The organism is Moraxella sp. CTOTU47616, from assembly GCF_032017465.1.
GTDB classification, from domain to species: domain Bacteria; phylum Pseudomonadota; class Gammaproteobacteria; order Pseudomonadales; family Moraxellaceae; genus Faucicola; species Faucicola tetraodonis.
In genome coordinates this window covers 224,639-238,134 of sequence record NZ_DALZPU010000001.1, presented here as the reverse complement: position 1 = coordinate 238,134, position 13,496 = coordinate 224,639, and the positions used below count along the sequence as shown (strand labels likewise).

General features: G+C 43.5%; 13 protein-coding genes. 7 read left to right on the top strand and 6 right to left on the bottom strand.

Features of this window, described 5'->3' with window-relative positions:
* The first annotated feature begins 69 nt into the window (after positions 1-69).
* Positions 70-585, top strand: coding sequence for a 3-hydroxyacyl-ACP dehydratase FabZ (gene fabZ, locus RTS10_RS01000; protein ID WP_203171797.1), 516 nt, complete (start codon positions 70-72; stop codon positions 583-585).
* 228 nt (positions 586-813) lie between these two features.
* Complete coding sequence (lpxA, locus tag RTS10_RS00995; protein ID WP_007116793.1) at positions 814-1,590, top strand: acyl-ACP--UDP-N-acetylglucosamine O-acyltransferase; 777 nt, start codon at positions 814-816, stop codon at positions 1,588-1,590.
* Between the two features lie 118 nt (positions 1,591-1,708).
* Here the strand turns inward: lpxA and tgt are convergent, their stop codons facing one another.
* Genes tgt through RTS10_RS00975 form a run of 4 tightly spaced genes read right to left on the bottom strand, consistent with a single transcriptional unit; the run spans position 1,709 to position 5,288 of the window.
* On the bottom strand, positions 1,709-2,845 hold the full coding sequence (tgt, locus tag RTS10_RS00990) for a tRNA guanosine(34) transglycosylase Tgt (RefSeq protein ID WP_312538780.1): 1,137 nt from the start codon (positions 2,843-2,845) through the stop codon (positions 1,709-1,711).
* A gap of 25 nt (positions 2,846-2,870) precedes the next feature.
* Positions 2,871-3,611 (bottom strand): HNH endonuclease, encoded by a 741-nt coding sequence (locus RTS10_RS00985; RefSeq protein ID WP_312538779.1) that lies wholly within the window; start codon positions 3,609-3,611, stop codon positions 2,871-2,873.
* 8 nt (positions 3,612-3,619) lie between these two features.
* Entirely contained in the window at positions 3,620-4,699 is a 1,080-nt protein-coding gene (gene queA, locus RTS10_RS00980) for a tRNA preQ1(34) S-adenosylmethionine ribosyltransferase-isomerase QueA (RefSeq protein ID WP_312538778.1), read from the bottom strand.
* 7 nt (positions 4,700-4,706) lie between these two features.
* On the bottom strand, positions 4,707-5,288 hold the full coding sequence (locus RTS10_RS00975) for an acyl-CoA thioesterase (RefSeq protein WP_065252575.1): 582 nt from the start codon (positions 5,286-5,288) through the stop codon (positions 4,707-4,709).
* Positions 5,289-5,403: 115 nt separating this feature from the next.
* On the opposite strand from RTS10_RS00975, the gene RTS10_RS00970 reads away from it, so the two are divergent.
* Positions 5,404-5,982 (top strand): DUF924 family protein, encoded by a 579-nt coding sequence (locus RTS10_RS00970; RefSeq protein ID WP_312538777.1) that lies wholly within the window; start codon positions 5,404-5,406, stop codon positions 5,980-5,982.
* Here the strand turns inward: RTS10_RS00970 and queG are convergent.
* The gene (gene queG, locus RTS10_RS00965) at positions 5,979-7,106 is read right to left on the bottom strand and encodes a tRNA epoxyqueuosine(34) reductase QueG (RefSeq protein WP_312538776.1); all 1,128 of its coding nucleotides are present in this window, start codon (positions 7,104-7,106) and stop codon (positions 5,979-5,981) included. The genes RTS10_RS00970 and queG overlap by 4 nt on opposite strands.
* Before the next feature lie 70 nt (positions 7,107-7,176).
* Between queG and RTS10_RS00960 the strand changes: the two genes are divergently transcribed.
* Entirely contained in the window at positions 7,177-8,853 is a 1,677-nt protein-coding gene (locus RTS10_RS00960; RefSeq protein WP_312538775.1) for an NAD(P)H-hydrate dehydratase, read from the top strand.
* A gap of 111 nt (positions 8,854-8,964) precedes the next feature.
* Here RTS10_RS00960 and RTS10_RS00955 read toward each other — a convergent pair whose 3' ends face one another.
* Positions 8,965-9,441, bottom strand: coding sequence for a DUF4124 domain-containing protein (locus RTS10_RS00955; RefSeq protein ID WP_312538774.1), 477 nt, complete (start codon positions 9,439-9,441; stop codon positions 8,965-8,967).
* Between the two features lie 756 nt (positions 9,442-10,197).
* On the opposite strand from RTS10_RS00955, the gene RTS10_RS00950 reads away from it, so the two are divergent.
* Genes RTS10_RS00950 through ilvC form a run of 3 tightly spaced genes read left to right on the top strand, consistent with a single transcriptional unit; the run spans position 10,198 to position 13,477 of the window.
* Positions 10,198-11,913 (top strand): acetolactate synthase 3 large subunit, encoded by a 1,716-nt coding sequence (locus RTS10_RS00950; RefSeq protein WP_264754942.1) that lies wholly within the window; start codon positions 10,198-10,200, stop codon positions 11,911-11,913.
* Positions 11,913-12,404: an acetolactate synthase small subunit gene (gene ilvN / locus RTS10_RS00945; RefSeq protein ID WP_007116784.1), complete on the top strand. Its 492-nt coding sequence runs from the start codon at positions 11,913-11,915 to the stop codon at positions 12,402-12,404. The genes RTS10_RS00950 and ilvN overlap by 1 nt, the downstream gene beginning before the upstream one ends.
* Positions 12,405-12,460: 56 nt before the next feature.
* Positions 12,461-13,477: a ketol-acid reductoisomerase gene (ilvC, locus tag RTS10_RS00940; RefSeq protein ID WP_065252581.1), complete on the top strand. Its 1,017-nt coding sequence runs from the start codon at positions 12,461-12,463 to the stop codon at positions 13,475-13,477.
* Positions 13,478-13,496: the final 19 nt, after the last annotated feature.

The window sequence follows — 13,496 nt, the reverse complement described above, 5'->3', positions numbered from 1 at the left end:
TTACAATAGCTATTTCTCACAAATCTATTTTTTTGATAAAGATGATTTAAAAGTATAAAGGATATATCCATGGATTTTGATAAGTTGATTGATGAAGACATCGCTGGCCTTGCACAGATTGGGGTGACATTACCTCTCAATGCCGTTGTGTTACGTGATTATCTGCCTCACCGTTATCCTTTTATGCTATTAGACAGAGTCACTGCGGTAAAACCCAATGAGTGGATTACCGGTGTTAAAAACATCACCATTAACGAGCCTTTCTTTAATGGTCATTTTCCTGAAGAGCCTATCATGCCAGGCGTGTTAATGATTGAAGCCATGGCGCAGGTAGCGGGTGTACTGGGTTTTATCAGCAAAAATGTCAAACCAAGAGATGGTTATATTTATCTGTTTGCTGGGGTCGATAAAGTACGTTTTAAACGTCAAGTCATCCCCGGTGATCAGCTCATTTTACGCGCCGAAAAGACCATGGAGCGTCACAGTATCTATAAATTTAGTTGCACAGCGTGCGTGGGTGATGAGTTGGCAGCCAGTGCCGAAATCACCATTGCAGAGCAGCGTACCCAATATCACCAGTCATGACTTTAACATCATTTTTACATGGCTTGAATAAGGCGCGTTTGGGTAAGCTATACCGATAAAATCTGTTTAAGTTAAGCAAAATCCTTGATAAAAATGGCATACTTTAGTAAAAATGCTATAATGTCGTTTTTATTTTAACCTGCTGTTTATAGTTAGCTTTGCCTATGGTCTCAGCTAAACCTGTATTTTTAGTTCTCCTTGAATAGTGGGCTGGTATAAGGATTTTTCATGACGATTCACCCAACGGCGATTATTGATGCCACTGCAACGATACACCCGTCGGTCAAGATAGGGCCGTATTGCATTATTGGTGAACATGTCACAATTGGGGCGCAGACCGTGCTTCACCCCCATGTCGTCATTAGCAAGTTTACCCGTATCGGTGAGCGCAACCAGATTTTTCAATTCGCTAGCATCGGCGAAGACTGCCAAGATCTCAAATACCAAGGCGAGGAGACGTGGCTAGAAATTGGTGATGACAATCGCATTCGCGAAGCCTGTAGCATTCATCGCGGCACGGTACAAGATAAAGGCATCACACGCGTTGGTAGCCGTAATCTGTTTATGGTCAATACCCATATTGCGCATGATTGCGTGATTGGGAGCGACAACATTGTGGCTAATAATGTGGGGATTGCGGGGCATGTCCGCATCGGTAACCATGTGATTGTCGGTGGTAATTCAGGTATTCACCAATTTTGTAGCATTGATGATTATAGTTTGATTGGTGGTGCAAGCTTGATTTTAAAAGATGTTGCGGCTTTTAACATGGTATCGGGTAACCCTGCCAAAAGCCATGGTCTTAATATCGAAGGCATGCGCCGCAAAGGTTGGTCAAAGCAAACCATCGATTATCTGCGCCAAGCTTATCGGGTGATTTTCCGTTCAGGATTGACCAAAGAAGAAGCCATTGTCGCGGTGAGCGAGCAACTGTTACCCCAAGAACCTTTGGTACAATTGCTATTGGATTCCCTGATTCATAGTGAACGTGGTTTAGTCAGATAACGTGGTAAGATAAGGTTGTAAGAAAGGATAGCGTTGCTATTTAGCGTATTTTAGCGTATCAACAGCAGCATCTGAAAAGTAAAAAAGAGCCAAATCGGCTCTTTTTTTTAGGTGGTTTTTAGGTCAAATGCAAATCAGATTTTGGTAAGTTTTGCTGCTGATAAAAAGTATCGACAAACGCATCAAACTTATCATCTTCAATAGACTGACGAATATCTGCCATCAAGCGCTGATAGTAACGTAAATTGTGTATGGTGCCCAACTGTGCCGATAGCATTTCATTGCACTTGAACAAATGATGCAAATAGGCGCGGCTAAAATTCTGACAAGTATAACAATCACACGCACTATCAAGCGGACTTTGGTCAAAACGGTGCACCGCATTTTTAATTTTAACGGCGCCAAAAGTGGTGAAATAATGACCGTTTCGTGCATTACGTGTTGGCATCACGCAATCAAACATATCAACACCGCGGCGTACCGCTTCCACGATATCTTCAGGCTTACCCACGCCCATCAGGTATCTGGGCTTGTCGGCGGGCATATCATCGGGTAAGTAATCAAGCACCGCCATCATTTCTTCTTTTGGCTCACCGACTGACAGTCCACCAATGGCATAACCATCAAAGCCAATAGCGAGCAACCCTTCTAGGGACTTTTCGCGAAGGTTGCGATACATACTGCCTTGGATGATACCAAACAAAGCATTCTTGTTACCCAGTTTTTCATGCTCATTTTTACAGCGCTCGCCCCAACGCAGTGATAGTTCAAGCGATGTATCCGCTTCGATAGGCGTCGCAGGGTAAGGCGTGCATTCATCAAACTGCATGACGATGTCTGAGTTCAGTGAGTATTGAATTTGCATCGATATTTCGGGGGATAAAAACACCTTTGCGCCATCAATGGGCGAGCGAAAATAGACGCCTTCTTCTTTGATTTTACGCATTGCACCCAGACTAAAGACTTGAAAACCGCCGGAATCGGTTAAAATCGGCTTGTTCCAACCGATAAAGTCATGTAAGCCGCCAAATTTGTCAATGACATCGGTCGTTGGGCGCAGCCACAAATGAAAGGTATTTCCTAAGATGATTTCGGCACCGATTTCGTGGATATCCCGCGGCAGCATGCCTTTGACGGTGCCATAAGTACCGACAGGCATAAAGGCAGGGGTTTGCACATCGCCATGAGCGAGATGAACCGTACCACGGCGAGCACGGCTCTCGCCTACAGCGGTTTTGTGTAAGGTAAATTGCATGGTAGATTTTCTTAAAAATAAAATATTATAGCATTTTATTCAAACTAATAATCAAAGGCTTAATTTTAGTTTTTAAGTTTTCTCTAAACAATACAACAAAATTTATGCCTTCATAAAAGCATAATTTTAGAGCATATGAAAAACCTAAATATGGATAAACTTCTAAAAACTGATAGTAAAAAATTTCTTGATTAGAACCTTTCTTTTCAACATGATGAAAGTTTCTTTCTATCACTTTTCTTGTGTTTTCTAGTGACTGGTTAATTTCTATTGAGTTGTTTTCATCTAGGGAAACAAGTGACGCATTGTAATCAGTAATTTTTCCTAAGAATACCTTATTAAATTCAAAAAAATACAAAGCCCTTGCTATGGCTTGAATGCTGTTAGAAATCCGAGTGTCGTCGATATTAAAAGCAAATGTTGGTTTTAGTTTTCCATTTTTTTCTTCATCAACGTAAACTACACTCGCATTCTTTGCAAGTTCTTTCATAAACTTTCGATTTCTGCGAATACTCGCCACACCTTTTTCTGTTCCTAAGTTTTGCCCCTTTTCATTAGCTAAAATTTGTATTGAAAGCATTTGAAATAAATATTCATCATCATTTGATTTTCCAGAATTATGCAAGTGACAGGATGGAACAGTGATAAGGTTATCTCTATCGGTATTAGGGAAAAAGACTTTGGGCGGAACGTGTTCTTTTGTTAAGGTGTTAGGTTGTAATTTAATACCGCAGTAATAACAAACATTTGGTAAATATTGATACATTTCACACCTTAAAAAACTTTAATTGAATCAATGAGCATCGCATCACCGTAACTAAAGAAACGATAGCGTTGCTCGATGGCGTGTTGATAAGCCTGTTTGATAGGCTCACTGCCTGCAAAAGCTGACACCAGCATCAATAGCGTGGATTTTGGCAAATGAAAATTGGTGATGAGCTTATCAATCACCCCAAACCTAAATGATGGATAAATAAAAATATCGGTGTCACCTGACCAAGCCGATAGCACTGGGTTTTCAAAGTTAGCGGTTTTTTGAAACGCCGTTTCTAGCACCCGTGTCACCGTGGTACCGACTGCAATCACTTGCCCGCCACGGGCTTTGGTTTGGTTAATCAAATCGGCAGTCGCTTGGGGCAACTCGGCATATTCTGAGTGCATTTTATGGCGCAAAACATCCTCTGTCTTGACAGGGGCAAATGTGCCTGCACCGACATGCAACGTGACAAAGGCGGTATTAATGCCCTTGGAATTGAGTGCAGCCAATACGTTATCATCAAAATGCAGGCTTGCTGTCGGTGCGGCTACGCTGGCAAGTTTGGTTGGGTCATGAAATACCGTTTGATAGCGGGTTTCGTCATTGTCATCGGCATGGCGCTCAAAATAGGGCGGAATTGGCAGTTCACCATAGTGTTCAAGCACAGGCAATATCGGTTGGTCAAATTCTAGCAAAAATAAATTGTCCTCACGCCCCATTACCGTGGCATGAATGTTACCATCGGCAAGGCTCAACGTTTGCCCCTCTTTTGGGCTGCGGCTGGCGCGTACATGACACAACGCTGTGTGCTTTTGGCTGCTAGTAGCATCATCGGGCAAAATACGCTCAACCAATACTTCGACCGCGCCGCCACTGGCTTTTTGCCCAAACAGCCTTGCTTTCATGACCTTGGTGTCATTAAACACCACCAAGTCACCACTATTTAACAACTCTGGCAAATCCACAAATTGTTGGTCTTTGGGTTGACCATGGGCAGGCAAATACAGCAATCGAGAGGCGGAGCGCACCGCTAACGGATAGCGGGCAATAAGTTCATCGGGCAGTTGATAATCAAAATCATCTAAAGTTAAAGGCATTTGTGGGTTACTCGGTGATAGCAGAATCTTTGGCAAAGTGGACATTGGCTTTAGGAAATGGGCGGATTTTATCGGCGTCTGACCAAGCTTTGACCCAGTCATCAGGTGGCATATTGATATCTTTATAATCCAATGCGCTGAGCACTTGCTCAGTCGGCAAAACCTTGCCAGTCACGATGTTGGTGATACCGGTGCGCAGCAGCGCAGAGCAAGTCGGCTGACCTTTGACCCACATGCTTTGCTCAATATAAAACCAGCGCTCATCGACTGCTATCAGTCGGGTTTTGATGGTGACCTTATCAAATAAACGAACACGCTTACGATATTGGATGGTGCTACCAGCGACCACCAGCCCCCAGCGATGCTTGAATAATTTTTTGGCAAGCCCAGAGCGAATGGCAAGATCATTTCGTCCCAAATCAAACAGCGTAAAAATACGCCCGTTGTTCATTTCAAAAAAATTGTCAATGTCGTTGATATTAGCAGTCAAGGTGATTTCGCTGGTATCGGTTAATTGAAGCGAATGACCTTGCTTTTGTTTAATCGCACTTTTGATGGCATGGGTGCCAAGTCGTAAAAAAGGATACATGGTTGTTCTCAATCTAAATTTGTGCCACATTATAGGTAAATCGCGCTTGTTTAGCAAAATTTGTCACTATCATTACCCAACAAGTCACTATAATTACCCTACAAAAGGAAAGCAAATGACCAATCAATCACAGGTAGCAGCGCAACCCTTATCAGCGGACGCTAAAAAGGTATTAGATTTTTGGTTGCAGGAAAATACTAAGCCATTTTGGTTTGCCAAAGATGAGGATTTTGATAAAACTGTAACGGCTAAATTTTTAGCCACACTTGAGCAAGCCAAACGAGGCGAGTTAGGGGATTGGCGAGCCAGTACAAAAGGGCGATTGGCAGAAATCATTGTATTGGACCAGTTTTCGCGCAATATTTTTCGAGATTCTTCACAAGCTTTTGCCCAAGATGGCATGGCGTTAGTATTGGCGCAAGAAATCGTCAGACAGCCAGATTTTGACAAGTTGAATCAAGACGAACGCAATTTTGCTTTAATGCCTTTTATGCATGCAGAATCGGCAACCATTCATCAGCAGGCGTTGCCACTGTTTAAAAAATACGCCAGTAACGATACATTAGCGTTTGAATATAAGCATCAAGCCATTATTGAAAGATTTGGGCGCTATCCGCACCGCAATGCGATTTTGGGTAGACAATCCAGTGATGAGGAAATCGCCTTTTTGCAACAACCCAACTCGTCATTTTAACTTTTATTAAGTTGTTGCTGGATCGCCCAATCAATATGTTCTTGTGTGTTTTCGCTTAGCATTGGGCGTTTTTGTTGCAGTTTGTCAATAATTGCTTGGCTAAACGGTGCATTTCCCAAGGCTACCGCCACATTGCGCATAAAATTGTCGTAGCCCGTGCGGCGAATCGGCGAGCCTTCAGTTTTTGTCAAAAAATCCTGTGCATCCCATGCCCATAACTCAAGTAGTGACATCTCATCTAAACGGTGACGCGGATTAAAATCCTCAATCGTCGCTAATCTGGCAAATTTATTCCAAGGACAAATCAACTGACAATCATCACAGCCAAAAATGCGATTGCCAATTTTGGGACGAAGTTCTACAGGGATTTTGCCATCTAATTCAATGGTTAAATACGAAATACACAGCCGTGCATCGACATCATAATGCCCGGTGGGTGTTTTGCGGATGGCATGGGTAGGGCACACATGAATACAAGCCCGGCAACTGCCACAATGCGATAATGTGGTTTCGATTTGCTTTTTATCCTCTGCCAAAGGCAAGCTGGTGAATAATTCCCCCAACACAAAAAATGACCCCGCTTGTGGATGAATCAGCAAAGTGTGTTTGCCTGTCCAGCCCAAACCTGCTTGCTCAGCCAACGCGCGCTCAAATATAGGCGCGGAGTCGCTAAAGGGACGAAATACAAAGTCGTTGGCATATTGCGGATAATCGGTGGTTAGTTTGTCTTGAATCAGTCTGGCTAGGGTTTTTAATAACCCTCGCATGGTTTTATGATAATCACGTCCTCGAGCATAGCGGGCAATAATCGCTGAGTTGGGGCGCTCGTTGTCTGGTACACTGCGTTTGGGCGGCGGCGTGACCAAATAATCTAAACGCACACTAATGATACTTTGGGTCTTGTCAACTAACAACGCAGGGTTAGCACGTTTATCATGATTGTCTTCAAAAAACAGCATATCCCCATGTTTACCTTGTGCTAACCAAGTTTGCAAGGCATCAAGCTGTTTTACAAAGATGGGATTGGCGGGATGGACAAAGCCACAATCAGCAAACCCCAACGCCTTGGCTTGCGCCTTTATCCAGCCCTTGAGTGCATTGAGTTCGTTTGTAGTGTCCAACATGCCAACAACCAGATAAAATTAAAATGCTATTATAACAAAATAAACATTTACCACATCATTGGATCATCTTATGCAAAGTAATGCACAGACGGATAAAAATACTGTGATGCAAAACGCCACTGCCTTATATAGCCCCAAACAAATATATGACATTGAAAAAAACTGGTTTAGCAAAAATGACAGTTTTGCCTTAATGCAACAAGCTGCATGGCAACTTGCACACATCATCAAGCAGGAAAGTAGCAATCAAAAAGGCAGTCCCCCTCAAAAAAGCAATCACCTTCAAAAAAGCAGTCACCCTCAAAAATCGGTATTGGTAGTAGCCGGCGCTGGTAATAATGGCGGCGATGCTTGGTTGGTGGCGCATTATGTCAACCAGCTTTGCCCGCATTGGTCAGTTACCGTAGTACAAGTCGCAGCGCCTAGCACCCTCGACAGCCAAACAGCAAAGCACATGTACCTGTCAAACTGTCCAAATGCGGCAAAATACTTGACGTTGACAGCATTTTTACAGCCATTCTATGAGCTTGGTTTAAGCTATCAGTATGATGTGGTGATTGATGGGTTGTTGGGGATTGGACTCGATGGCAAGCCTAGCGATGATTATCAGACAATCATCAATTGGATTAATCAATACCGCAAGCAAGTTCACGCTTGTCAAGTCATCAGCATCGATGTACCCAGCGGACTTAATGCCGCTACGGGCGAAGTGTACGATGACATTGCGATTAAAGCAGACAAGACACTTTGTTTAATCGGGCGAAAGGTCGGACTGCATATCGGGGGTAGTAAAGATTATGTTGGCAGCGTTATCGATGTGCCTTTGCTCCCTATTGAGCAATCAGGCATCTTGTTGCATTCCACGCTACCTAACTTACCACAACGTCAGCAGGTGAGCCATAAAGGTACGTATGGTCATGTACTCATCATCGGTGGCAATCGGTTACAGGATGGGCATGGCATGGCAGGGGCGGCGATATTGGCCGCCAATGCAGCATTGAGCAGTGGTGCAGGCAAAGTCACTGTTGCCTGTCATCGTGATTTTCATCCAGCCATTGTCACCGCTTTGCCCAATGCCATGACCGCGGATTTACACAATATCGCTAGCGTCATCGAGCTGATTGACGCGGTGGATGTGGTTGCCATCGGCATGGGTTTGGGTAGGGATAAAGTAACGCTTGATTTATTTAACCAGTATCTTATGGCCATCAAGCAATCAGAGAAGCTATGTGTCATTGACGCTGATGGTTTATACCATTTAGCAGATTGGGCAAGCACGAGTGACGGTTTAAATGCTCCCATTCAACCACGATTGGGACAGTCAAACCAACGGTTTTACCTAACGCCGCATTCAGCGGAAGCAGGACGTTTGCTCAATCAGCCCTATACTGATATCGATCGAGACAAAATCAGCGCGATTCGGGCATTAGCTCACCAATATGGGGGCAATTGGCTTATCAAAGGGGCGCAAACAATTGTGCTTGAAGGTGACAGTCTTGAGCGTGACAGCATTGATATTTGCGGCTTGGGTAATGCCGGTATGGCAACGGCTGGCATGGGCGACTGCTTGGCAGGTCTGATGGCGGGCTTATTGGGGCAAGCAATTGCCGCACCCATGCTAGCCTCCGTGCTCATACATGCCAAAGCGGGTGATACGTTAGCAGAAAAAATGGGTGAATATGCGTTGCAAGCCAATCACATGGCATCGGCAATCGGTGACATCATCCATCAATTCACGCAAGATTAAAATCATGGCAGGTTAAGAAGGTTCAATAGAAAAAAGGTGAGAATTCACTCACCTTTAACCTTTACACACCGTTAATTTTAATTGAATGCTAAAGTCATATAGCATGCAAAGTTATTTACAGTATTGGCTCACTGTTTGCGCGACTTGCTGACGGCGTAGCTCAATTTCACGACCATCTAAATATTTACGTTCACCTTTATTATCCATCTCATAGACGCGCCCGCCTTGGTTTAAGTTGGCAAGGGTACTTTGTAAGGCTTTACAGCGCTCCGCATCTTGCTGTTTTTTGAGTTGCTGATTTTGTGCTTCAAGTTCAGCAGCGCGTTTTTGATCAGCTGTCAGCGTTGGTGATACACCTGATGCAGCACCTGTAGTATTGCCAGCGGTTGCAGGTGCAAGACTACTAGGTCCAAGTTCACGGGTATTAACCACTTGCACTTGTCGCAAATTAACACCATTGGTCGGCGCATATTGGCTATAATGCGGCACACCATTTTTGTCAGTCCACTTGTAGTAAGTGGCTGCATTTGAACTCGCCATAACGAATGGTGATAACATGAGTGATAACAAAAACAGTGGCTTTAACATTGTTTTTCCTATGCAAGAAACGAGAAAATTATGCGATAGCCTATCACAGCTTGATAGCTTTTAGCAGTAAATTTCGACAAGATAATCGTTTAATTTCCTAAAGGTAATTTTCTAAAAATGACTGGCTCAATCAGTCTGAGATTTTAAAGTTTATCAATCCTTAAAACCAAGCCTTAAAATCAAGCTTCAGACAATTCATTTATCTATAACTAAAAGTTATAAATCCTAGTAGCTTTTTTTTATTGACAAGTGTTAAAAAAACTCACATCATAAGTCCTCTACTGGTCGTTAGTAACAATTATCGTTGGTTACTAATTGGTAAAATCTAAGCTAATTGGCGCTATCCGCTGATTAGGCTCTACAATTGGATGAGAGCATTTTTTACCGTTGTTGTTGTTTATGAATCTAAACAAAAGAATCTAACAACCCTGACTTATCGGTCAACAAAGACAAAAAGTAGCCATCAATTTATACATTACGTAATTTTTGTGATGCTTTCTTTTTTGGTTATCATGCTTTTTGCCCTCGTCTGATTTGTTCACTGTTACCTTATGGCAGTGTTGAAGATTCTTGCTAATCATTTAGCAATTTTTATCTAAAACAACTTCCCAGTATCATTTTTGAAGACGACCATAAAAGGTGATGACAGTGACTCAAACTACCCAAGCTCCCAATATGACGGGAGAAAACCAAACGGCTCACGCTGCACCCAATTTTGACAAAAAAACCGCCAAAGCCTCAGCAGGTGAACCTGTGATGATGTCTGGTGCAGAAATGCTGGTGCAAGCGCTAATTGACGAAGGTGTCGAATACATTTTTGGCTATCCAGGCGGCGCCGTGTTGCATATTTATGATGCTTTGTTCAAACAAGATAGCATTGAGCACATCCTCGTGCGTCACGAACAAGCAGCGGGTCATATGGCAGATGCTTATTCCCGTGTCACAGGTCAAACAGGGGTGGTATTAGCGACATCAGGTCCAGGCGCCACCAATACGGTTACTGCCATCGCAACCGCGTTTATGGATTCCATTCCGATGGTTATCATCTCAGGTCAGGTGCCTTCAAGCCTCATCGGTGATGATGCGTTCCAAGAAACTGATATGATTGGTGTGTCACGTCCGGTCGTCAAACACAGTTTTCAAGTACGTCATGCCAGCGAAATCCCAGAAATCGTGCGTAAAGCGTTTTATATCGCAAGCTCTGGTCGCCCAGGTCCTGTGGTGATTGATGTACCCAAAGACAAAACCGCGCCTAACGAAAAATTCCCTTACCATTTCCCTGAGTCGGTCAGTATGCGTTCTTACCAACCATCGGTTCGCGGTCATTCAGGACAAATTCGTAAAGCCATCGAAACCTTAATTGCTGCCAAACGCCCTGTTCTATATTCAGGGGGTGGCGTGATTGCGTCAAACGCAAGTGCAGAATTAACCGCATTAGCCCGTTTACTTAATTTACCGGTGACCAATACTTTGATGGGTTTGGGCGCTTATCCAGGATCGGATAAACAGTTTTTAGGTATGCTTGGGATGCATGGGACGTATGAAGCCAATATGACCATGCATAATTCAGATGTGATTTTGGCTGTGGGCGCGCGTTTTGATGACCGTGTGACCAACAATACGCAAAAATTCTGTCCAAACGCTAAAATTATCCATATTGATATCGACCCTGCATCAATCTCAAAAACCATCAACGCACATATCCCGATTGTCGGTGATGTAAAAAATGTGCTAAGCGATATGCTCGCCGTATTAACAGAAAATAACGGACAGCTTGACCAAGCCGCGCTAAATGATTGGTGGGCGCAAATCAATGAATGGCGTAAACGTCATGGTCTACGCTATGACAAAGACGACAGCAATGGCATGAAACCACAGCACGTTGTTGAGCGCTTATATGAGTTAACGCATGGTAAAGCTATCATCACATCTGATGTGGGTCAGCACCAAATGTTTGCCGCCCTATACTATAAATATGACGAACCCCGTCAATGGTTAAACTCAGGTGGGTTAGGCACCATGGGGGTAGGATTACCTTATGCAATGGCAGCCAAACTTGCTAACCCAGAGCGTGATGTGGTCTGTATCACCGGTGAAGGCTCAATTCAGATGAATATCCAAGAGCTATCAACTTGCCTACAATATAACTTACCAGTGAAGATTTTAAATCTTAACAACGCCCAGTTGGGTATGGTCAAGCAATGGCAAGATATGATTTATGAAGGTCGCCATTCGCACTCTTATATGGATTCATTACCAGATTTTGTCAAACTTGCAGAAGCTTACGGTCATGTCGGTATCCAAATCACTGACCCAGCCAAACTTGATGAACAACTTGCTTATGCCTTATCCCTCAAAGATCGATTGGTATTTATCGATGTACTCGTCGATAAAAACGAGCATGTTTATCCAATGCAATTAGCAGGTCAGTCAATGCGTGATATGTGGTTAGCCAAAGGGGAGCGTACCTAATGAAACATTTAATTTCTGTCTTAATGGAAAATGAATCAGGGTCACTGTCTCGTGTAGTTGGCTTATTTTCACAACGTGGCTACAACATCGAGACATTGAACGTCGCGCCAACCGATGACCCGACTTTATCGCGTTTGACCTTGACCACAGATACCGATCAAAATAAGATTGAGCAAGTGACCAAACAGTTGCACAAGCTGATTGAAATCGTTAAAGTAACCACGCTGACCGATAGTGTACATATTGAGCGCGAACTCATGCTGATTAAAGTGCGTGCCACGGGTAGCAACCGTGAAGAAGTGAAGCGCTGTGCGGATATCTTCCGTGCAAGTATTGTTGATATCACGCCCAATGTCTATACCATTCAAATTGTCGGTGACACGGCAAAATTGGACGGCTTTATCGAATTGATGGGACGTGAACGCATTTTAGAGGTAGTACGTTCTGGTGTTATTGGTATCGCTCGGGGTGAAAAAATCCTCAGCGTCTAAATTTACCAACCTTTTAATCTTTTAATAGTAGTTGTTTTTTACACAAGGAAATAGTTATGAACATTTTTTATGATAAAGATTGTGATCTATCAATCATCCAAGGCAAAAAAGTTGCGATTATCGGCTATGGCTCACAAGGTCACGCCCACGCATTAAACCTAAAAGACAGCGGTGTTGATGTCACCGTAGGTCTTCGTAAAGATTCATCATCTTGGAAAAAAGCAGAAAATGCCGGTCTAAAAGTGGCTGAAGTAGAAGAAGCAGTCAAGCAAGCCGACCTAGTCATGATTTTGACCCCTGACGAATTCCAAAAACAATTATACAATGACGTGATTGAGCCAAACATCAAACAAGGTGCCACGCTTGCATTTGCCCATGGTTTCTCAATCCATTACAACCAAGTGGTACCACGCAAAGACCTAGACGTCATCATGATTGCGCCAAAAGCACCGGGTCATACCGTGCGTAACGAATTTGCCACAGGCGGCGGTATTCCTGACTTAATCGCCGTTTACCAAGATGCCTCTGGTCAAGCCAAACAAGTCGCATTGTCTTACGCGATGGGCGTCGGCGGTGGTCGTTCAGGCATCATCGAAACAACGTTCAAAGACGAAACTGAAACGGACCTATTTGGTGAGCAAGCGGTACTGTGTGGTGGTGCGGTTGAACTGGTCAAAATGGGCTTTGAAACCTTGGTTGAAGCAGGTTATGCCCCAGAAATGGCGTACTTTGAATGTCTACACGAATTAAAATTGATTGTAGACTTGATGTACCAAGGCGGTATTGCTGATATGAACTACTCAATCAGTAACAACGCAGAATACGGTGAATACGTGACAGGTCTAGAAGTTATTAATGACCAATCACGTGAAGCGATGCGTAATGCCCTAAAACGTATCCAATCAGGCGAATATGCAAAAATGTTTATCGCTGAAGGTATGTCAAATTACCCATCAATGACAGCGCGCCGTCGTCAAACCGCTGAGCACGAAATCGAAAAAACAGGTGCCAAACTTCGCGGTATGATGCCTTGGATTACCTCAAGCAAAATCATCGACAAAGAGAAGAACTAGTTTTGCACCCAGTTAGTTT